The sequence below is a fragment of the Flavobacterium sp. CHNK8 genome (assembly GCF_019774515.1).
Lineage (GTDB): Bacteria > Bacteroidota > Bacteroidia > Flavobacteriales > Flavobacteriaceae > Flavobacterium > Flavobacterium tiangeerense.
On record NZ_CP081492.1, the window covers coordinates 1356283 to 1378540 of the forward strand.

The following is a 22258-nucleotide window of genomic DNA, read 5'->3' on the forward strand; positions in this document are numbered from 1 at the left end:
GATGCTCGCACAAGCCTTTAAAGAGTTTTTGATCGTGTCAGTAGGGAGGTTAAAGAAATAGCAGTGATTCGACAAAATTAATTTTTAATTTTAGCAGAATGGAAACAATAATTTATGAAATAGAAAGATATATAACTGATAACGTAGAATTGGATTTAGACTATTTGAAAAATGTTTCAGATTTGCATAAAAACATTTCAGAGTTAAAAGTTTATTACATTTTTGCTTTATTTAAAGCTGGTCAATTTAAATTTGCTGTTAAGGAATTAGATTTTTTTGAACAACCAAAAAACCTTGAAAATGATTCTTTTTTTCTAATGACTAAATGCTTAATTGATTCAAATAAAAATGGTGAAATAGACACACTGATTAACTCGCTAGAAAAGCTCTTAATAGTTGATAAGGATAAAAAAAATAAATGGTTGAGACTCGAGCTGTTCAAGTTGTACGAAAAAAAAGGAATTGACTATTTAGCATGGGGATATCTTGAGGAAGCGATTGCAATTGACGAGATTTTTTATGAAGCTATTTTGGCTAGGGCTTACCGATTAAACTTAATTACAAATTGTTCTGATATTATCCAACACATAATCTCACTACCTCAAACGTATATTGATTCAGAGATACTAAACTTTTTAGGAAATGCATACTTAAACTGCGGTGATACGGAAAACGCATTGAAAATATTTAACGGCTCAATTAAGAAAACTGAAACAGAAGAAGCCTATTACTTTTTAGGATATATAAATCATTACAATCTTAATGACTTCGAGAAAGGACTGTTTTACTATGACAAATCTATGTCTCTTAACAATAAATTTATTGATTCCCAGTTGGAAAAAGCTTGGCTATTGTACGACATGGAGCGATATGAATCATCCGAAACTTTATTTGAAGAAATAATTGCTGAATTCGAAGAAGTTAATGCATATAATCAGATTGTCTTGTTCTATATCAAAACAAATCGATACTTAGAAGCATTAAAATTCATTGAAGAATCAAAAATCAAATTTGGTCCGAATTATATGAATGAGGGGTTTGAGTTAGTTTGTTTGCAGAAAAAAGGGGATAATGCTTACCTAAGTAAATATAGCATGTATAAAAATAATTATACAACAGACGAATTGTTATGGTTTAAAGATATGTTGAGTGAAATTTAGCGATCTAAGTGAAGTGCCAACAACTGGCACAAGCAGAATTAAGTTTAACGGCTAGTACAAGCATCTTGCCCTTACTTATAAATTATAGCAATAGAAACATGTCAATAAACAAAAAAGCAACTCGTAAATGGGTTGCTTTTGTTGTTATCTCGATGGTCGAAGCAGAATTAAATTCAACGGCTAGTACGATCATCTTTGTAGTACATACAAAGTTAATCCACAAATCGCTCTCAAAAATTTTACTACTTTTTTTTAAGTTGTTGCAATTACCTAATACCAGCGTTTTTTATTTTGTTTTGATGTAGCTGATTTTCTTGATTTGTGAGCTCCACCGCTTCTATTGGAATTTTTTTGTTGTGATGCTGGTGCCGATTCCGGGCTTCCTGAGTGCCAATGAAAGGAGTGATCATTAACAGTTTTAACATCTACTTTTATCAGTTTTTGAATTTCTTTCCAATACGTATGTTCGTCTTTACCGCAAAAAGAAATGGCAATTCCGCCATTACCAGCGCGTCCTGTTCTCCCTATACGGTGTACGTAGGTTTCTGGAATGTTTGGTAAGTCAAAATTGATTACTACTGGAAGTTGATCAATATCAATTCCTCTGGCAGCAATATCAGTAGCAACAAGAACACCAATTTCTTTGTTTTTAAAAGCATCAAGAACACGTTGTCTCGCATTTTGGGACTTGTCTCCATGTATAGCTTCGGCTGGAATATTGTTTTTGCGCAACGCTTTGACTACATTATCAGCACCATGTTTTGTTCTAGAGAAAACCAAAACATCTGTCAAGTTTTCGTTCTTGATTAAGTGGTATAATAAATTTCTTTTTTCCCCTTTTTCTACAAAGTACACTCTTTGCTCCACATTTTCGGCGGTTGAGGAAACAGGTGAAACAGTTACGGTTTCAGGATCTGTTAAAAACATTTCGGCAAGTTCTCGAATGGCAATTGGCATCGTAGCCGAAAAAAACAAAGTTTGTCTGTTTTTTGGCGTAAGCTTTACTATTTTTTTGACATCATTCACAAAACCCATATCAAGCATTTGATCTGCTTCGTCAAGAACTAATGTGTGAAGATGATCTAAGTCAATAAACCCTTGTTTGTGTAAATCTAGCAATCTTCCCGGTGTAGCAATTAAAATATCGATACCATTTTTTAAAGTATCTACTTGTGGATTTTGAGAAACACCTCCAAAAATGGTTAGCTGAGTTAGATTAGTATATTTGGCATACGTTTCAAAGCTTTGGCCTATTTGCACGGCAAGCTCGCGCGTAGGAGTCACAACTAGAGCACGAATTTGTTTGGCTTTTTTTGAAGACCCCACAATTCGATGCAGCTGGTGAATAATAGGAATTGCAAATGCCGCAGTTTTTCCAGTTCCAGTTTGTGCGCAACCTATTAAGTCGCGTCCAGATAAGACTATTGGAATAGATTGTTCTTGAATAGGAGTTGGGTTTAAATAACCTTCTTCAAAAACGGCTTTTTGTATGCTTTTTGATAATGATAACTCTTCGAATAACATAATTTTGGGTATTAATTGGGCTGTAATTATAAAGTAAACAGCGTGGCAAAGATAGTATTTATATTTTTGGTCGCTTTTTTCTATAAAATAAAGGTTACTTTATTAAATGTTAGGTAGCAAGGAACCATTGGCTTTTATAAAATCAGTTACTAGATACCCAATTAATTTACCTATCAGATGATTGTTTTTATCCTCACCCAAATCTGGTGCGCCTTCGCAAATGTGAATGTAAGCGGCATTACGGCGTTTTCCATAATAATAAATAAACTGTCGCAATTGTTCTACAGAGAAACCGCTCATTGTCATAGCACTACAAGCTATGTTAGGTATGGCATCTAAGTCAATTTCGATACCAAATGGTTCGTCATTAATGAACTCTAAAGCATGCATCATTTCTTGTGTAAAATCTTTTTCTCTCCTGATGCTGATGCTATCATAGGTGTTATACCGAACTCTATCGTCTAGTTTTTTAATAGTATCCAATACATTTTTTGAGGTGTAATTTTCATGTAATCCAAAGACGAAATATTTTTTCAAAAAACCTTCTTCAAAAGCATATGAAAAACCGTTTCCGCTATGTCTTCCCTCTAGGATTCTAAAATCAGAGTGCGCATCAAAGTTAATGGCATTTATCGGTTTGCCTTTTGCTAGAGCAGTTCCTTTGATGTTTCCGTATGAATTATTATGTCCGCCTCCAATTACAATAGGGATTTTTCCTAACTTTACAATACTAAAAATTATGTGGGAAACATCTTTATCTATTTTAGTGACTAACTGACTTAGTTTAGAACGGTCATCAATGTCATTAAAATCAAGGTTTGCTACCTCTTTCATCAAATGTACTACGTCTAGTTGTCCTAAAATTACAATTTGACTTCCTTTGCAAAACCTATTGTGTTGAATATTAGCAATACTAGCTATGGCGCTGTCCCAAGCAGAAGCAGCTCCTGGTCTGCCATAATTGGCTCGCACACCTATATCTTCAGGAATTCCAAAAAGTACATATCGAGCTTCGCAATTTTTTATAAAATCCAGTGAGTCAGTATCTTTTGGGATAGTGATCATTTTTTCACCAAATTTTATCTCTCCACTTCTGTGGTTCGTAATTTTAGCAAGATCCTTTATTGTGAACGGTATTATTTTTTCCATCAGAAAAATTTTTTTTCTCAAAAATAATATAATTGCATTAACATACGTTAGTACTTGAGCAGATAATGTTAAATTTGTAAACAAAAAATTAAATTCGAAATGGAAAATCCCAAAAGCAGTTCAAGCCTTAAAGCGGTTGTAGCGATATTAGCTATTTTATTAGTAGGTAGTTTAGTATATATTTTTAAAATCACTTCTGATGCTGAAGTGGTAAAAACAGAGTTAGATACTACATTAACCGAAAAGGAGTCGGTAATGAAAGATTTACAAGAACTAAAAATGACTTACGATGCTGCCATCTCAGAGAATACGTCTATGTCTGACGAACTTATTTTAGAGAGAGATAAAGTTGTAGCATTAATGACAGACTTAAGTAAGTCTAAAGGCGATGTAGCTTCATTATCAAAATACAAAACTCAATTTAATGCTTTACAAGGTAAAATGAAAGTATTGATGGCGGATAATGAGTCTTTGAAAAAGGCAAATACCACTCTTACTTCTCAGCGTGATAGTACAGCGGTGGTTCTTGGTGAGTCAAAAAAGTACAACGAGGCACTTGCTGGCCAGAACGAAGAATTGACAAAAGTGGTTGAAAAAGCAGCTAAATTAACAGTGTTAAATACAAGAGGTTCTGCATTCAAATTAAAAAGCTCTGGTAAAGAAATCTCAACAGATAAAGCAAGTAGAGCTGATGTTTTGAGAATAAGCTATACAATTGCTGAGAACCAAGTTGCTCAGTCAGGAACTAAAGCATATTATGTTCAAGTAATTGACAGTAAAAACAACGTTATTGGAGATAAGAAAACAGAAAACTTTGGAGATAATTCTTTGACTTACAGTTTTATTTCAAATATTAATTACGAAAACAAAACTGTAGATGTTACTGAAAGTGTAAGAGGAAAAGATTTTCCAAAAGGAACTTATTATGTAAATATTTTTGATAAAGATCAATTGGTTTCTAAAACTAGTTTTACTTTAAAATAAAATATCAACCATATAATAGGAAAGAGGAACTCAAGGGTTCCTCTTTTTTTATGAAATTATTTCTCCTGCAATTATAACAGTTTCTATAAGATTACTCCCAAAAGCGTATGGCAATTGATAATAGGACGAAACCGGTTTTGTAATAATTAAATTTGCGACTTTGCCTCTTGTAATGCTTCCATGCGTGGTAGCTAAATCCATGGCGTATGCACCGTTTATTGTGGCTGCGTTGATAGCTTCTTCGGGTGTCATTTTCATTTTTATACAGGCTGTAGCAACTACAAAGTTCATGTTTCCAGATGGCGTTGATCCTGGATTAAAATCTGTAGCAAGAGCAAGCGGTAGTCCCGCACTTATCATTTCGCGAGCAGGTGTGTACGGAATACTCAAAAAATACGAACATGACGGTAATGCTACGGGCATAACGTCAGTATTTTTTAAAGCTTCAATATCATTAGGAGTCATGACTTCAAGATGATCAACTGAAAGGGCCCTGTATTGCGTTCCCGCTTGGATTCCGCCTATAGAATTGAATTGATTGACATGTATCTTTGGCTTTAAGCCAAATTTAATTCCGGCTTCCATAATTTGTTGGGTCTCTTCAACAGTAAAATAACCAGTTTCACAGAATACATCAATGAAGTCAGCCAGTTTATTTTTTGCAATGGTAGGAATCATTTCATTGATTATTAGGTCAATGTAGCCTTTGTGATTTTCTTTGTATTCTAATGGGAAAGCATGTGCACCTAGAAATGTAGCTTTGATTGTAACAGGATAATTTTGTTTTAATCGCTGAATAACTCTAAGCATTTTTAATTCTCCTTCAACGGTTAAGCCGTATCCTGATTTAATTTCAACAGCTCCGGTTCCTAATTGCATGACTTCTTCAAGGCGTCCTTTTGATTGTTGATAGAGTTCTTCTTCTGAGGTTTCATTTAGTTTTTTAGCCGAATTTAAGATTCCACCACCACGATTTGCAATTTCTTCGTATGTCATGCCATTAATTCGGTCAACAAATTCTTGTTCACGGTTTCCTGCATACACAATATGCGTATGGCTGTCACACCAAGACGGTAAAACTATTTTTCCCGCTGCATCAATGGTTTTATTAGGTGTTGTTTGAGGCAACTCTTCCATAGCGCCAAAATCAGATATCAGGCCGTTTTCTATAACAAGATAGGCATTTTTTATTGTGGGTAAAACAGCCATATCAGCCCCAGAAACTTTCAAAACGGAAGAATCCCGAACCTGAAGCAACTCTTTAATATTAACAATTAATGTTGTCATTTATAATGAAGTTATTCAGTGATTTTAATTTCGAACATTTTGTCCCAATTTTTCCCTGTCACAAAAATGGTTTTTGTTTTAGGGTTGTAAGCAATTCCGTTTAAAACATCCGTGTCAGGTAATTGAGTGATTTTTTTCTTTAAGTCCGCAAGATTTATAATAGCTTCAACCGCTCCGTTTTTTGGGTTGATCACAGCGATAGCATCTTTTTGATACACATTTCCGTAGATTTTACCATTGATCCACTCTAGTTCGTTAACGCCTTCTACTTTAGAATTTAAAGAGTACACATGAATTTGGTCAATAGGTTTAAAAGTTTCTGGATTTAGTATGTGAATGGTCTCTGAGCTATCAGTCATGTATAAATGGGTACCGTCATTAACTAGTCCCCAACCTTCCATATTTTTATAATAGGGCATTGTTTTTTCTTTTTTGAAAGTATCCGCGTTGTACACGTATCCTTCATTGTTTTGCCATGTTAATTGATATACTTTGTTGTTAAGAATTGTAATTCCTTCGCCAAAATATTGATCAGCCAATTCTACTTTTTTATACACTTCTCCAGTTTTATAATTTGTTTTTCTTAAGCTGGAGATTCCTCTTTTTCCTGATGGGCCTGAACCATTTCCGGTTCCTTCATACAGCGTATCCCTATAAAATTCTAATCCTTGAGTGTAGGCAGCAGTGTCGTGCGGATAGGTGTTTACTACGGTGTATTTTAATAATTTTGGTTGGATATCAGACACTAATTCAACGCTTGTGGTAGCTTCTGAGTTTTGCCCTTCGAAAAACACTATGGCCTTTACGTTTTGGAATCCTAATTTTTGGTCTTTAAAATCTATTTTAAAAGGAGAATTTCCTTTAGAGGAAGCTATTTTTTTATCGTTAACATAGAACGCAATGCTGTCAATTGTTTTAGTATTGCTGTTTACTATGTTTACATCTAGTGATTCATTTGTGGTGTATTGTAGTTTAAATTTAGAATTATCAATGCTAAATAAACTATTTTGATCTTTTTTTGTTTCGTTGCAACTGTTAAGAGCTATTCCTAATAAAATGACAGATAGCAAGTTATATTTTTTCATAATCGTTTTTTTTGTTGCACTAATATACAACGTTATTTTTAATGAGTAAAGCACTTGCAAAAATATAAAAAGATTGTATATTTGCACCGGCAAGTCCTACACGACCAGCTCCTGCAGACTCCCCCAGGATGGGAACATAGCAAGGGTACGTGGTTGAGCGGTGCGATGTAGGTCGCTTGCCATTTTTTATTTCTTTTTAGTAAATGTAGTCTTCCTTAGGGAAGATTTTTTTATTTTTGACCAATCCTAATGTAAAAATAAAGTTGATGAGTAAGGTAGTTTTGATTACAGGAGGTTCTTCAGGAATAGGGAAGTCTATTGGAGAGTTTTTACAGCAGAAAGGTTTCGCTGTTTATGGCACTAGTAGAAATCCAGAACGTATAGTAGATTCAGTTTTTCCATTAGTAGCTTTAGATGTAAGGGATGCTAATTCTATTCGTGCGGCTGTTGCCAAAGTTATTGAAACTTCCGGAAGATTGGATGTTGTGATTAATAACGCTGGTGTAGGCATTACGGGACCATTGGAAGATATTCCGATGCAAGAAATGAAGAATAATTTCGAGACTAATTTTTTTGGTCCTATTGAAGTCATGAAAGCTGTGTTGCCGCAGATGCGTTCTCAAAAAGCAGGTTTGATCATTAATGTGACATCTATAGCAGGTTACATGGGATTGCCTTACAGAGGAATTTACTCCGCTTCAAAAGGGGCTCTTGAATTAATTACTGAGTCTTTGCGTATGGAGGTTAAGTCCTTTGGGGTGCATATTACAAATGTAGCTCCAGGAGATTATGCTACAAATATTGCCTCTGGACGATTTCACGCTCCTGTAGTAGCAGGATCAGCTTATGAAATTCCATATAGAAATACGTTGAAAACAATGGACGAGCACGTGGATAGCGGAAGAAATCCAAATGAAATGGCCGAAGCGGTTTATAAAATTATACAAACTCCCAATCCAAAAATTCATTATAAAATAGGGGCTTTTATTCAAAAATTCTCGGTAGTTTTAAAGAGAATTCTTCCTGATAAAGTATATGAAAAAATATTGATGAACCATTATAAACTTTAGTCTATGAGTATTATTTCTGAGTTTTTACCACTGATTTTTAGCGTATTAGTTATTGCGGGTGTCTTTTTTACGGTGTTTTATATACTTAAATCATTAAGTGATAAAATTAATAATGCTGAGCTTTATCGAGAAGAATCACTTTCTGTTTTAGAAGAAATTAGAGATGAATTAAAAGAATTGAATAAAAAGAATTCTCTTAAGTAGTTATAAATTGTAATTTTGCACGGGATTTGCGTGAGGGATTGCAGTGGAAATCCTTTTATTTTTTCTTTAAAAAATAAAAGATTGTAACGAAAAGCCCGACCCTTGGGTCACGCCCAAAGAATTAGAAACACACAATTAAATATAAAACAATTATGAAATTTTTTATTGACACGGCTAATTTAGCTCAGATTAAAGAGGCGCAAGCATTAGGCGTTTTGGATGGCGTAACAACTAATCCTTCCTTAATGGCTAAAGAGGGTATTACAGGAAAAAACAATATTTTAAAGCATTACGTTGATATTTGTAATCTAGTTGATGGTGATGTGAGTGCCGAAGTTAATGCTTTGGATTACGAAGGAATGGTAAAGGAAGGTGAGGAATTAGCTGATTTACACGATCAAATTGTGGTAAAATTGCCAATGACAAAAGAGGGTGTAATGGCTGCTAAATATTTTTCGGATAAAGGAATTAAGACTAACGTAACTTTAGTATTCTCTGCAGGTCAAGCATTATTGGCTGCAAAAGCGGGTGCTACTTATGTTTCTCCATTCATTGGGCGTTTAGATGATGTATCTACAGACGGTTTGGCTTTGATTGAAGAAATCAGATTAATTTATGATAACTACGGGTATGAAACACAAATTCTAGCTGCTTCTGTACGTCATACAATGCACATTGTAAATTGTGCAAAAATTGGTGCTGATGTTATGACAGGTCCTTTATCTGCTATTCATGGTTTATTGAAACACCCATTGACTGATATTGGATTAGCGCAATTTGTGGCTGATTTCGAGAAAGGAAACAAATAGATTTGAGATCGTAAACGAACTATTTTTGGTTTAAGATTTTATAGTAATGAAAACTCCCTTTATGCTTTGCTGCAAAAGGGAGTTTTTTGTTTTATTCAAAAGTGACTGAAAATGTACAATTTGAAACTATCAAATGAATTTTATATTGACATTCTCAGCGACTTGAGTTTAAATAAAAAATCCCATTCTAATAAACATAGAATGGGATTTTTATATTATTTGAAATACGACTTAATGTCCTCCAGAAACTTTTTTATCAAAATCAATACCTTGAGCTCTTAAAATTCCACTTACTTTCCAAGCATAAAAAGCTAGATAAGCAAAGCATAAAATTCCAATGATATAACTTTGTTGGATTCCTATTCCTTCAGCAATTTTTCCTTGTAAAACGCTTATGAAACCACCACCCATAATCATCATAATCAAGAAACTACTTCCTTGACTAGTGTTTTTTCCAAGTCCACTTACCGCTAGGGTAAAAATACAAGGCCATAACGTACTACAAAATAATCCAACACTCGTGAATGCGTAAACACTTATCATTCCGCTAGTTGTCATTCCTATTGCTGTGGCAATAATTCCTAACGTTGAAAATATTAATAACATTCGGGCTGGATTTCCTTTACTAGCCATATCAGCAGCAATTAGAACTAAAATCACTAACCCATAAACATAAAATGGAGTTAAGTCATGATTTGCAATAGCATTAACCCCTAAAAACACACCAAAAGCTAAATAAGGAGCAATGAATCGTAATATTTTTTGCAGACTCATATCATTTGTAAACGCTTCGACTGCTCCAGTCCAACGACCAATCATTAAACTAGCCCAATATAATGAGATATAGGGAGCTACATCTTTTGTCAGGAATCCTAATTTACTTTCCATGTAAGCAGGTAAATTACTAGCAGTAGAAACTTCAACACCAACATACAAGAAAATTGCAATCATACCCATTACTAATTGAGGGTATTGCAAAGCCGATTTTTTTGCAGGAACTCCATCGTGAACTTCTGTTTCTTCAACTAAAGCTGGTTTGTCTGGCAAAGAAGAAAATTTTAAAAGGATAGCAACAAGTAAAAATGCAACACCTAAAACCAAATAAGGAATTTTTACGCTTTCTATACTTGCACTTGTATTGGCATTTGCACTTGATCCAAAAATGGCAAAACTAACGATAAGTGGACCAATAGTAGTTCCAAAATTGTTAATTCCTCCAGCTAATGTTAGGCGCTGAGAACCTGTAGATATTGGGCCTAAGGCAATTGCAAGTGGGTTAGCAACAGTTTGCTGTAAAGAAAAGCCTAAACCTACAATGAAAAGCCCAGCAAGCATTAAAGTAAATGATCCAGTATTAGCAGCTGGATAAAATAGAAGTGTTCCTAAAGCTGAGATTAATAGTCCCAATGAAAGACCATTTTTATAGCCAATTTTATTCACTAAATCTTCTTTAAGTACAACTGAAACCCCCATATATATTAAAGATCCAACAGTGTATGCAATGTAAAATGCAAAAGCTACTAATTGACTTTCGCCTTGAGAAAGATTAAATGCGGTTTTAAAAACTGGGATTAAAATGTCATTACTTGCAGCGACAAATCCCCAAAAGAAGAAGACGGTTACTAGAGGAATAAATTGCCCCCAATTGGTTTTTGAATTTTCAGAATTCATGATTTAGTTTAATTAATAGGTTAGTAAAATAATTCTTGCTGCAATAGGGTAAATGTATTTCTTAACCAACATAAAAAAAAATTATTTCTAATAAATTTCGTTAGTTTTAAACCAACAACCAGTTTTATTCAACAAAAGACTTTTTTTTAATATGGAAAGTTAAGGGAGTTAATCTAAAATTTTACTTTTCACTTCTTTACTATAATTTCTGCCTATAGGTATGGTATAGGAAGCTATTTGTATTCTATTCCCTTCAATTGTTTTTACTTTATCCAAAGCGATGGAGTAAGATTTATGAATACGAATGAAGCGTTCTTCTGGAAGCTCCTCGGTTAAAGAAGAAAGTGATTTATGTGTAATATAGGTTTTTTCGGCGGTAACTACTTTGATGTATTCTTTCATTCCTTCAATGAATAGAATTTCATCAATATTAATTTTTACCATTTTTTTATCTACTTTGATAAAAATATACGGATCTACACGATGATTCTCTTGTTTTGTAGCTAATCGGTTTTGAAATTCACCAGTTATTTTTGATGTACATTTTATAAATCGAGGCAGCGGGATAGGTTTAACTAAATAATCTAAAACATCCAAATCATAACTTTCGGCGGCAAATTCTCGGAAGGCGGTGGTGATAATAATCTTGGTATTCGAATTATTTTTATACAATTGGATCAACTCAAAACCAGACATGAGAGGCATATTTATATCTAAAAATAGTGCATCTGTTGTGTTGTTATTTAAAAAATCTAAGGCTTCAATTGAATTATTAAAAGTTGCTATAACTTCAAATTCTGGAAAGTTTTGGAAATAGTTGATTAATACTTTAATAGCCAATGGTTCATCATCAATCAATACGCACTTAATCTTCATTGTTTATAGGTATTTGTAAACGAATTATATAGTAATTAAACTTGATTTGATGGTTTAACTGATAATTGTTTTTAAATAGTAATTTTAATCGTTCTTTAGTATTAGATAGACCAATTCCATTTTTAGAGTTTTCATTTTGTGAAAGTACAAAATTATTTATTATTTCAAAATCGAGTGTTTTATTGTTGATGATTTTGCAGTTAATCTTTATGGTTAAGTCCTTATTATTTATTCCGCCATGTTTGAACGCATTTTCTATCAATGAGATTAATAATAAAGGAGGAACATTTATATTGTCAAAATTAGATTCTAGATTAATGAAGACATTTACATTTTCAAATCGTAATTTTTCAATTTCAATGTAATTCTGTATATAGTCGAATTCCTTTAGTAATGGAGTAAACTTGGCTCCTTCAATATCATAAAGAACATATTCCATCAAATTGGAAAGTTTTATAATTACATCAGGCACTTTTTTCGAATCTTCTAAGGAAAGCGCATAAAGATTATTTAAGGTGTTAAAGAAAAAATGGGGTTGAATTTGTGTTTTTAAGTATTCAAGCTTTATTTTATATTGATTCTCTCTAAGAGTTCTATTGTTTTCTCTTTCTTTTAGCCAAGTTAATGTCAGGTAGATAGAGGATGCCATTGCTAAAACATATAATTCTCCAATACAAACAGCAAGAATATGATTGATTTCGAAAGGCTGATAGTCTCTATTGGCTTCTGGCCAAATGTTTTTTGAAATAATGTAATAGGTTAATCCCGTTTTTAAAATATAAATGCATCCTAAACTAGTTAGTAGTGCAAATGTATAATGAAGGTATTTTGATCTTAAAACAAATCTGGGTACTAAAACAAATAAATTAAAATAGACTAAAGGTATGTGTAATGCGAATTCGATAAGATTTGACTTAAATGAATATTCATAATCATTGAAGTAGGCACCCCATCTTAAAAAATTCAATAAAAAATACAATCCCCAAAACCAAAAATGATTTTGAAATTTGATTTCAAATTGCATATCTTTTATTTTATCCATGGTTTTGGAGCCTATTAGGAAATAAGTTTACAAGTGATTCTTGTATTTGATTTTGCAACTTTAATCATTTTGTCAATAAAAACGGGACTTTTTAAAGAAAAAAATAGTTTAATTATTAATATATAAATGTAATGAAAATTAGAAAACGTTTTCGTGTAACATATTATTGAACAAAAGATGTCGTTCGTTTAAAAAACGATACTGTTGGTATAATTTATTTTTTTTAACAAAATCTTAAAGATAATTTTATATTATAACTAACTAATACATTAAAAAAAATGAAACAAATTTTATTAATCGTTATGATTATTTTTGCTTCGCAACTTTCATTTGCGCAAGTAAAAACGCTCAAAGGAACGGTAACTGATGCCAGCGGTATGCCAATTCCTTCTGCAAATGTTCAAGTACAGGGAGAATCAAAAGGAGCAACCACTGATTTTGATGGTAATTTTGCTATCCAAGTAAGTGTGGGTAAAACTTTAGTAGTATCTTATTTAGGATATGAAACGAAATCGGTAGTAGTTGGTGATGCAGATACTATTAAAATAATATTAAACAGTGGTGCTACAACAGCATTAACCGAAGTTGTAGTAACTTCATTAGGGATTAAGAAAACAAGAAAATCTCTTACTTATGCTGCTCAAGAGTTAAAAGGTGAAGAGTTAACAAGAGTAAAAGACGCGAACATTATTAATACTATAGCAGGTAAAATTGCAGGTGTTGCTGTAACAAGAAGTTCTGGGGGTACTGGAGGATCTACTAAAGTAGTTATTCGTGGTAATTCTTCTGTAAGCAATAACCAGCCATTATATGTTATAGATGGTATTCCTTTATATAATGGATCAGCAGGACAACCAAACAATGCTTTTGGGGATACAGCTGGTGGAAACCGTGATGGAGGAGATGTAGTTTCTTTGATTAATCCAGATGATTATGAAGGAATGACTGTTTTGAAAGGTGCAGCAGCATCGGTTTTATATGGTTCGCAAGGGGCAAATGGCGTAGTATTATTGTCTTCTAAAAAAGCAAAACAAGGTAAAGCTCAATTAAAAGCTTCTTCTGTATCCACATTTGAATCAGCTGCTTACTTACCAAAATTCCAAAATGATTATGTTGCGGTTGCAGGTGGTGAAGAAACTTGGGGAGCAAAGCAAAAAGTAAATGATCACGTAAAAGATTTTTTTGAAACTGGAAGTACTCAAATTTCTTCAGTTAATTTCACAACAGCTTCTGATGTGGCATCTACTTCATTATCTTATGCAAATACAACAGGATCTGGGATTATTCCTGGAAATGGTTTGAAACAAAATAATTTTGGTTTCCGTCAATCAGGTAAATTATCGGATAAATTAACTGTTGCTGCAAATGCAAATTATACTACACGTACTGTAAATAATAGACCAGTAAATGGTTTGTACTTTAACCCATTGACGGGTGTATATTTAATGCCAAGAGGGAATGACTTTAACGAATATAAAAAGAATTTCGAAGTTTTTAACCCTACTAGAAATATGAATGTTCAAAATTGGATGACTAATAGAGATATTATGCAAAATCCTTTTTGGGGAATCAACAGAAACAAATCTGAAGATACGAATCAATTTTTTAATGGAAACTTAGCTTTAGATTATAAAGCAACAGATTGGTTATCTATTGCCACTAGATATAGTTATAATAGAGTTGAAAGTGGATTTACAAAAGAAGTTTTTGCTACTACTCAAGGTACATTATCTCATATAAATGGTAGATATATTGACATCAATAACTTGAGTACTCAACGTTATGCTGATTTAATCGCTACGATTAATACTAAATTTAATGATGATTTTAGTTTTAATGCTAATATCGGTTCAAGTATCACGAATACTTTGGCTAATAAAAGAACAACATTAGATTCTGGAATTGGTGGAGGTTTGCAAATTGCGAACTGGTTTACTTTGGGTAATTTTGTAAATAACGCATTAAACTTACAAACTGTTGATTCAAGAAAAGAAGTTCAATCAGTTTTTGCAGCAACAACTTTTGGATACAAAGAGATGTTATTCTTAGACTTGGCAGCAAGAAATGACTGGTCTTCTACATTGGTTAATACTGACAACACAGGATTTTTCTACCCATCTGTTGGGGTAACAGCCATTCTTAGTGAAATGGTAAAAATGCCAGAATTTGTAAATTACGGTAAAGTGCGTGCTACTTATGCTCAAGTAGGTAATGATATTTTTCCATTCGTAACTTCTCCAACGTATGGTTTTACAATTGAAGGTAATAAGCCAGCTACAGTTGCTCCACAACCAGGAACTTCTTTGCGTCCTGAGTTAAAATCTGAGATTGAAATCGGTACAGAATGGAGAATGTTTGACAACCGTTTAGGATTTGAATTGTCTTACTATAATTCAAACACTAAACACCAATATTTACAAGTTTTAGCGCCACCAACAAATCCATTAGGAGTTAAATATTACGGAATTAATGCAGGAAGTATTTCTAACAAAGGTTTTGAAGCTGTAGTAACCGGTAAAATTATTAAAGGAAATAAATTCTCTTGGGATGCAACAGTAAATTATTCTAAAAATATAAATAAAGTAGAAGAAATTCCAGCAGAATTAGGAGGAAAAGTAATCTTGACAGAAGCTGGAGTAAATAACTACAGATATGTATTACAGCAAGGTAAACCATTTGGTGTTATTGAAGGAGTAAATATTAAGAGAGATGCACAAGGTAAAGTATTATTGAATGCTGACGGAACTATTCAAAAAACAGAATTTGAAGAAGTAGGAAACTCTAATCCAGATTTTATGTTAGGTTTTTCTAACTCATTCAAAGTAGGTTCGTTTTTTGCGAATGTATTAGTTGATGCAAGATTTGGTGGAGAAGTAATGAGCTTGACAGAAGCTACAAACGATGAGTTTGGTGTTTCGAAAGCAACTGGTGATGCAAGAAATACAGGAGGTGTAGCTATTAATGCAGTTTATCCAAACGGAAATGCTTATTCAGGTAAATATCCTGCAGAAAGTTATTATAAACAAGTTGGTGGTAGAGCTGGAGCAACAGGAGAATATGTATATGATGCTACAAATGTAAGTTTAAGAGAGGTTTCTGTTGGATATACATTCAACACTAAAAAAATACCATTTTTACAATCAGCAAGCTTGTCTTTAATTGCTAGAAACTTAGGATTTATCTACAAAGATGCTCCTTTTGACCCAAACATTTCATTAAGTACTGGTGAAGGCTTACAAGGGATAGATGTTTATGGAATGCCATCTACAAGAAGTATCGGTCTTAACTTAAACGTAACTTTCTAATTAAAAAAACATGAAATTAAATACAATTAAAAAAACAGCTATTTGTGTTTCCTTACTCGCAGCAGTAAGTTGTACAAACAATTTTGAAGATATTAATACCAATCCAACGGGTATTTCTGAGGCGCAATATGAACAAGATTTTAATAATATCAAAGGTGCTTTTGCTCCTATGTTTAATAACATTATTGTCTTGACTCCAGAATGGAAATACCAAGTGCAACAAGGGCTTCAAGGTGATATTTGGTCTGGTTATATGGCTACAGGTACTGCTTTTAGAGGAGGAACCAATAATACTACTTATGATTTAGTTGATGGATGGAATGGTTTTGCATGGGGAGCTGCTTATGGTGATGTAATGTATAATGCCTATTCTGTTGAACAAAAAGCCAAAGGGAAATACGATCAATTTTATGCTTTAGCTTTGATTTTGAAAGTGGAAGGAATGCATAGAGTTACAGATACCTATGGACCAATAGTTTATTCAAAATTTGGAACTACTGATAAAACAATTGGATATGACTCACAGGAAGAAGTATACAATTTGATGTTCAAAGAATTGGATTTTGCAGTTACTGATTTGACAAAAAGAGTAGATGCAGCAGAACCCTCAACTTTTACAACTACAGATCTATCAGGATATAAAGGTGATTACAAGAAATGGGTAAAATTTGCAAACTCTTTGCGTTTGCGTTTAGCCATGCGTATTGTAAAGAAAAATCCAACTTTAGCTAAAGCTGAAGCTGAAAAAGCCATTGCTCAAAAATTTGGAGTGATGACTACAAATGATGATTTATTTAAAATTGTTTCTCCAAATTTCAACAACCCAATAGCTACCATTAGTGCTGCTTGGGGTGACGTCAGAATGTCAGCAGATATGGAGTCAATTATGGGAGGATATCAAGATCCAAGACTTCCTGTGTTTTTCAAAACATCTGCGCAGTTTCCGGGGCAATACAAAGGTGTTAGAACAGGTATTGAGATAGCTGCTAAAGCTGATCACGTAGATTTTTCTGAAATTGGACCAATAGTTAATTCTAAAGAAATTGTATTAATGACAACTGCCGAAGTTTATTTGTTAAGAGCTGAAGGAGCATTAAGAGGATGGAATATGGGTGGAACAGCTCAAAGTTTGTATGAATTAGGAATCACAAACTCTTTTGCTCAACACGGAGTTTCTGGTGTAGCTGCTTACATCGCTGATAATGCTAAAACAGCCAAAGATTATGTAGATCCAAATTTTCCAGTAAATAATGGAGCTGCACTAAATACTGTAACTGTTGCTTGGGATGCAGCCGCCACTAATGAAGTGAAATTGCAAAAAATTATAACTCAAAAATGGATTGCAGGTTTCCCAGAAGGACAAGAAGCATGGTCAGAATACAGAAGAACTGGATATCCTAAATTACTTCCAGTACTTAAAAATACTAGTGGTGGTAAAATATCTTCTGCTCTAGGTGTTCGTAGAGTGAACTTCGTTCAATCTGAAAAAGATGGGAATCCAGGTGGTGTAGCTACTGGTTTAGCTAAACTAGGTGGACCAGATAATGGAGGAACAAGATTGTGGTGGGATACTACTGGATCTAACTTCTAGTTTCTAGTATATAGTTAATAGTCCTTAGTGATTTGTTTTTGGCTTTATGCTAAGGAATAATTACTAAGGACTAATAGCTAAATTTATTGACTAAATAACGCTTTATTGGTTAAACAATGTCGTTGGTATACAAACTCTGACCGTTTGTTTTTTTTATTTTTTTGCTCCAAGTAATACTCCTAAATTTGAAATAAAGTAAAAAAAAGATTTCATTTTTTTAATACATTAATTGTCATTAATTATTTAAATGTAAATAATATAAAAATCAAATATTGTTTTGAAAACAAAGGAATTATAAAGAGAAAAATAAAATTAGCAAGAATTTAAAATTACAATACAATGAAAAATACTTTAGACATAAAACCGGATATTAGTTACAAAAGTGCTGGTAAATTTGAAGAAACTCGATTTGAAAAAATTCACAATGAAATTTTTAAAAACTCAGTAGAGGCTTCAAAAATTGTTGCTGAAGAAATTGCTACTTTAATTCGATCCAAACAAGAAGAAAATAAGAATTGTGTTTTAGGTCTGGCTACTGGTTCTTCTCCAATAAAAGTATACGAAGAGTTGGTTCGTATGCATAAAGAAGAAGGCTTAAGCTTTAAAAATGTGATTACATTCAATTTGGATGAATATTATCCAATGAATAAAGAAAGCAAGCAGAGCTATCATTATTTTATGCATCAGCATTTATTTAATCATATAGACATTCATCCTGATAATGTTCATATTCCTGACGGAACAGTGGCTATTGAAGAATTGAATCAATATTGTATTGATTATGAAATGAACATTAAAAATGCAGGAGGCCTTGATTTTCAATTATTAGGAATAGGTCGTACGGGACACGTAGGATTTAATGAGCCAGGATCACACATCAATTCAGGTACTCGAATCATTACTTTAGATCATATTACGAGAGTAGATGCTTCTTCTGATTTTAATGGAATTAATAATGTACCCAAACGCGCCATTACAATGGGAGTTTCTACCATTATGCGTTCTAAACGAATTGTTTTGATGGCTTGGGGACAAAATAAAGCTGATATCATCAAAAGAACGATTCAAGGTGAGATTAGCTCTGAAGTACCCGCTACTTTTTTGCAAAATCATCCAAACGCTACATTTGTTTTGGATCAATCAGCGGCTTCGTCTCTAACTCGTTTTGAAACACCATGGTTAGTAGGGGAGTGCATTTGGAACCAAGAATTAAAAAGCAAAGCAATAGTTTGGTTGTGTCAAAAAACAAATCAGTCTATATTAAAACTTACCGATAGAGATTACAATAACAACGGTATGTCTGACTTGTTAGCTCAAGAAGGTTCTGCTTATGATTTGAATATTAATATGTTCAATGTGTTGCAACATACCATTACGGGTTGGCCTGGAGGAAAACCTAATGCCGATGATGCACACCGACCAGAAAGAGCTAATCCTGCTAAAAAGAGAGTGATTCTATTTAGTCCTCATCCAGATGATGATGTGATTTCTATGGGAGGAACTTTTGCAAAATTAATCAAGCAAGGACATGAGGTTCATGTAGTGTATCAAACTTCTGGAAACATTGCTGTAACAGATGATGAAGCTTTAAAATTTGCTGAAGTATGTAATGATTTTGTAGGAGAAGATAGTAGTAAAATTAATTTTCAAGCCGTAATCGATTTCTTAAAAAATAAGAACGACAATCAAGTTGATTCTCTAGAAGTTAGAAAATTAAAAGGGTTAATTAGAAGAAGAGAATCTTATGCAGCAGTGCGTTACATTGGATTGAAAGATGAAAATGTCCACTTTTTAGATTTACCTTTTTACGAAACAGGTCAGATAAAGAAAAACCCGCTTGGAACAGAAGATATTGAAATTGTGGCTGATATTATTGCTAAAATTAAACCGCATCAAGTTTTTGCAGCGGGAGATTTAGCTGATCCACACGGTACTCACGAAGTATGTTTGAATGCCATTTTTGCAGCTTTAAAACAATTAAAAGCTAAACCTTACATGAAAGATTGTTGGTTGTGGTTATATAGAGGCGCTTGGCATGAATGGGATTTACATGAAATTGATATGGCTGTACCGTTGAGTCCAGATGAAGTATTATTGAAACGACAAGCCATTTTATTCCACCAATCTCAAAAGGATCGTGTGATGTTTCAAGGTAATGACTCGAGAGAATTTTGGGTACGTGCCGAAGATCGAAATAAAAATACTGCTAAATTATACGATGAATTAGGATTGGCAGAATATGAAGCTATTGAAGCTTTTAAAAGATTTGATTATTAAGAATTAAAATCCATTCGGTTGATTATTTAGACGAATGGTTCTTCTCAAAAATCAGGATTATAAACCTGACGTAAGATATTTATATACCAAAACCTCTCATGAAATACCTTTTTATACTGTTTTTTATAACATTATCAGCAACTGCTCAAGTTGCTAAAGAGTCTTTAAATTTAATGCCTTGGCCTCAAAAAGTAGAACTTAAGTCAGGAAATTTTGATTTAAAACCTACTTTTAAAGTTAATGTTACAGGGCAACCTAATGAAAGAATCTTTGGAGCGGTTTCTAATTTTTTAAGACGATTAGATGGTAGAACGGGCTTGTTTTTTAAGCAAGGTTTTGTGACTTCAACAAATGAATTTCCAGATGCACAATTGCACATTAATTGCACAAAAGCAGGGAAAATTGGTCTATATGAAGATGAAAGTTATCAATTGACAGTTCAATCGAATGCTATTGTGATCAACGCTTCCTCAGATTTAGGTGCGATGCATGCATTGGAAACTCTTTTGCAGTTGCTTCAAAACGATGCAACTTCTTTCTATTTTCCAAATGTATCTATAACAGATATGCCCCGTTTTACTTGGCGTGGATTAATGATTGATGTTGCTAGGCATTTTCAACCTGTTGATGTGATTAAAAGAAACTTAGATGCTATGGCTGCTATGAAAATGAATGTTTTTCACTGGCATTTGGTTGACGATCAAGGTTGGAGGATTGAAATGAAGAAACATAAAGTCTTAACCGATAAAGCTTCTGATGGTCTTTTTTATACTCAAGAAGAAATTAAAGGTATCGTGAAATATGCTGCCGCCAGAGGAATTTTAGTTGTACCTGAAATTGACGTGCCTGGACATGCCTCAGCTATTTTGACTGCCTTTCCAGAAATTGGAAGTAAAGTAATAACTGTAAATAAAGGGTCTGCTGAAACAACCCAGAAAGCATCAGGATTAGTAACCTATTCGTTAGAAAGAAATGCAGGAATTTTTACGCCAACTTTAGACCCTTCTAATCCAAAGACGTATCAATTGTTGAGTGAAATTTTTGATGAGGTTTGTCCGTTATTTCCAGGGAAATATTTCCACATTGGAGGCGATGAAAACGAAGGTAAAGATTGGGATTCGAATCCTAAAATTCAGGAATTCATGAAGAAAAATAAGCTAACCAACAATCATGAGTTACAAACTTATTTTACGATGAAGTTAATTCCGATGTTAAAAAAGCATCAAAAAGAATTGATGGGATGGGAAGAAATTATGACCAAAAACATGTCAAAAGAAGCCATAATTCATTCCTGGAAAGGGCCTAATGAAGGAGTAGCTGCTGGTAGTTCTCTTATTGCTGCTGCTTCTAATGGTTATAAAACAGTATTGTCTAATGGTTTTTATGTAGATTTAGTTCAAGGCGTTGAAAGTCATTATTTGAATGATCCAATGCCTAAAAACAATACACTATCGTCAGAAGAAAAAGCTAGAATTCTAGGTGGTGAAGCTACAATGTGGAGTGAATTGGCTACACCTGAAACCATCGATTCAAGAATTTGGCCTAGAACCGCTGCTATTGCCGAAAGGCTTTGGTCTGACGCCAATGTAACTGATTTGGCAAGTATGCGAAAAAGATTGAAAAACATTTCTTTTCGATTGGAAGAATTAGGAATTACGCATATTCGAAATAAAGAGGTATTGTTGAGAAATATCAGTAACAATCAAAATACTACTGCTTTACAAACATTTTCAGCAATTTGCGAGCCTCTGAAAATTTATTCCCGAAATGCGGGCGGTACTGAATATCAAATGTATTCTCCCTTTACTTTGTTTGCTGATGCATGTGCGCCAGATGCTGAAGATGCTTTAGTTTTTAATGAATTAGTAGCAGATTATTTAAAAAGTAAAGAGGTATCATTAGAAAAAGAGATTGACTTGTTTTTGAATAAATGGATACAAAATCATAAAGAATTAGACAATTTAAGTCAAAATGCGCCATTGGTCCAACCTCTTTTACCTTTGTCAAAAGCATTACATGATTTGTCAGAGCAATTACTTTTTAAGTTACAAAAGAAACCCAATTATAATACGTCTCTAGCAAAAGAGTTACTAGAAAAATGCAACTCTAAGGCCCATGCAGATGTAGAACTTGCTGTTTTTACAGGTTTAAAGAACTTGGTAGAATAATTTTTTTTGTTCAATTATTAATATGTTTAGTTTATTTAGTTTTATTGATTTTTGAA

16 protein-coding genes and 1 other RNA gene are annotated in these 22258 nt (G+C 33.3%); 10 read left to right on the top strand and 7 right to left on the bottom strand.

Annotated elements, in window-relative coordinates:
• Positions 1 to 98 precede the first annotated feature (98 nt).
• Positions 99 to 1160, top strand: a complete 1062-nt coding sequence (locus K5V07_RS05810) for a lipopolysaccharide assembly protein LapB (protein ID WP_221916737.1) — start codon at positions 99 to 101, stop codon at positions 1158 to 1160.
• A 270-nt stretch (positions 1161 to 1430) separates the two neighbouring features.
• Here K5V07_RS05810 and K5V07_RS05815 read toward each other — a convergent pair whose 3' ends face one another.
• Both K5V07_RS05815 and K5V07_RS05820 read right to left on the bottom strand, forming a co-directional pair.
• On the bottom strand, positions 1431 to 2684 hold the full coding sequence (locus tag K5V07_RS05815; RefSeq protein WP_221916738.1) for a DEAD/DEAH box helicase: 1254 nt from the start codon (positions 2682 to 2684) through the stop codon (positions 1431 to 1433).
• A gap of 102 nt (positions 2685 to 2786) precedes the next feature.
• Positions 2787 to 3833, bottom strand: a complete 1047-nt coding sequence (locus K5V07_RS05820; protein WP_221916739.1) for a formimidoylglutamase — start codon at positions 3831 to 3833, stop codon at positions 2787 to 2789.
• 99 nt (positions 3834 to 3932) lie between these two features.
• On the opposite strand from K5V07_RS05820, the gene K5V07_RS05825 reads away from it, so the two are divergent.
• A complete protein-coding gene (locus K5V07_RS05825) occupies positions 3933 to 4817 on the top strand; it encodes a hypothetical protein (RefSeq protein WP_221916740.1) in 885 nt (294 codons plus the stop codon).
• Positions 4818 to 4865: 48 nt separating this feature from the next.
• On the opposite strand, the gene hutI is transcribed toward K5V07_RS05825, so the two are convergent.
• Positions 4866 to 6104: an imidazolonepropionase gene (hutI, locus tag K5V07_RS05830; RefSeq protein ID WP_221916741.1), complete on the bottom strand. Its 1239-nt coding sequence runs from the start codon at positions 6102 to 6104 to the stop codon at positions 4866 to 4868.
• A gap of 11 nt (positions 6105 to 6115) precedes the next feature.
• Entirely contained in the window at positions 6116 to 7189 is a 1074-nt protein-coding gene (locus K5V07_RS05835) for a glutaminyl-peptide cyclotransferase (protein ID WP_221916742.1), read from the bottom strand.
• 87 nt (positions 7190 to 7276) lie between these two features.
• Between K5V07_RS05835 and ffs the strand changes: the two genes are divergently transcribed.
• The 4 genes from ffs (at position 7277) to fsa (ending at position 9272) form a co-directional block, all read left to right on the top strand.
• Positions 7277 to 7374: signal recognition particle sRNA small type (gene ffs, locus K5V07_RS05840), an RNA gene on the top strand.
• Between the two features lie 81 nt (positions 7375 to 7455).
• The gene (locus tag K5V07_RS05845) at positions 7456 to 8259 is read left to right on the top strand and encodes an SDR family oxidoreductase (protein ID WP_221916743.1); all 804 of its coding nucleotides are present in this window, start codon (positions 7456 to 7458) and stop codon (positions 8257 to 8259) included.
• Between the two features lie 3 nt (positions 8260 to 8262).
• Positions 8263 to 8463: a hypothetical protein gene (locus K5V07_RS05850; protein WP_221916744.1), complete on the top strand. Its 201-nt coding sequence runs from the start codon at positions 8263 to 8265 to the stop codon at positions 8461 to 8463.
• Between the two features lie 152 nt (positions 8464 to 8615).
• Complete coding sequence (gene fsa, locus K5V07_RS05855; protein ID WP_144892153.1) at positions 8616 to 9272, top strand: fructose-6-phosphate aldolase; 657 nt, start codon at positions 8616 to 8618, stop codon at positions 9270 to 9272.
• 231 nt (positions 9273 to 9503) lie between these two features.
• Here the strand turns inward: fsa and K5V07_RS05860 are convergent, their stop codons facing one another.
• The 3 genes from K5V07_RS05860 to K5V07_RS05870 all read right to left on the bottom strand — a co-directional run bounded on the left by K5V07_RS05860 (position 9504) and on the right by K5V07_RS05870 (position 12861).
• A complete protein-coding gene (locus K5V07_RS05860) occupies positions 9504 to 10943 on the bottom strand; it encodes an MFS transporter (RefSeq protein ID WP_221916745.1) in 1440 nt (479 codons plus the stop codon).
• A 168-nt stretch (positions 10944 to 11111) separates the two neighbouring features.
• Positions 11112 to 11819, bottom strand: a complete 708-nt coding sequence (locus K5V07_RS05865; RefSeq protein ID WP_221916746.1) for a LytTR family DNA-binding domain-containing protein — start codon at positions 11817 to 11819, stop codon at positions 11112 to 11114.
• A complete protein-coding gene (locus K5V07_RS05870) occupies positions 11809 to 12861 on the bottom strand; it encodes a sensor histidine kinase (protein ID WP_221916747.1) in 1053 nt (350 codons plus the stop codon). Before K5V07_RS05870 ends, K5V07_RS05865 begins: the two co-directional genes overlap by 11 nt.
• A gap of 278 nt (positions 12862 to 13139) precedes the next feature.
• On the opposite strand from K5V07_RS05870, the gene K5V07_RS05875 reads away from it, so the two are divergent.
• The 4 genes from K5V07_RS05875 to K5V07_RS05890 all read left to right on the top strand — a co-directional run bounded on the left by K5V07_RS05875 (position 13140) and on the right by K5V07_RS05890 (position 22202).
• The gene (locus K5V07_RS05875) at positions 13140 to 16166 is read left to right on the top strand and encodes a SusC/RagA family TonB-linked outer membrane protein (protein WP_221916748.1); all 3027 of its coding nucleotides are present in this window, start codon (positions 13140 to 13142) and stop codon (positions 16164 to 16166) included.
• A gap of 10 nt (positions 16167 to 16176) precedes the next feature.
• Positions 16177 to 17757 (top strand): RagB/SusD family nutrient uptake outer membrane protein, encoded by a 1581-nt coding sequence (locus K5V07_RS05880; protein ID WP_221916749.1) that lies wholly within the window; start codon positions 16177 to 16179, stop codon positions 17755 to 17757.
• Positions 17758 to 18096: 339 nt separating this feature from the next.
• On the top strand, positions 18097 to 20034 hold the full coding sequence (nagB, locus tag K5V07_RS05885) for a glucosamine-6-phosphate deaminase (protein WP_221916750.1): 1938 nt from the start codon (positions 18097 to 18099) through the stop codon (positions 20032 to 20034).
• A gap of 98 nt (positions 20035 to 20132) precedes the next feature.
• Positions 20133 to 22202: a beta-N-acetylhexosaminidase gene (locus tag K5V07_RS05890; protein WP_221916751.1), complete on the top strand. Its 2070-nt coding sequence runs from the start codon at positions 20133 to 20135 to the stop codon at positions 22200 to 22202.
• Positions 22203 to 22258: the final 56 nt, after the last annotated feature.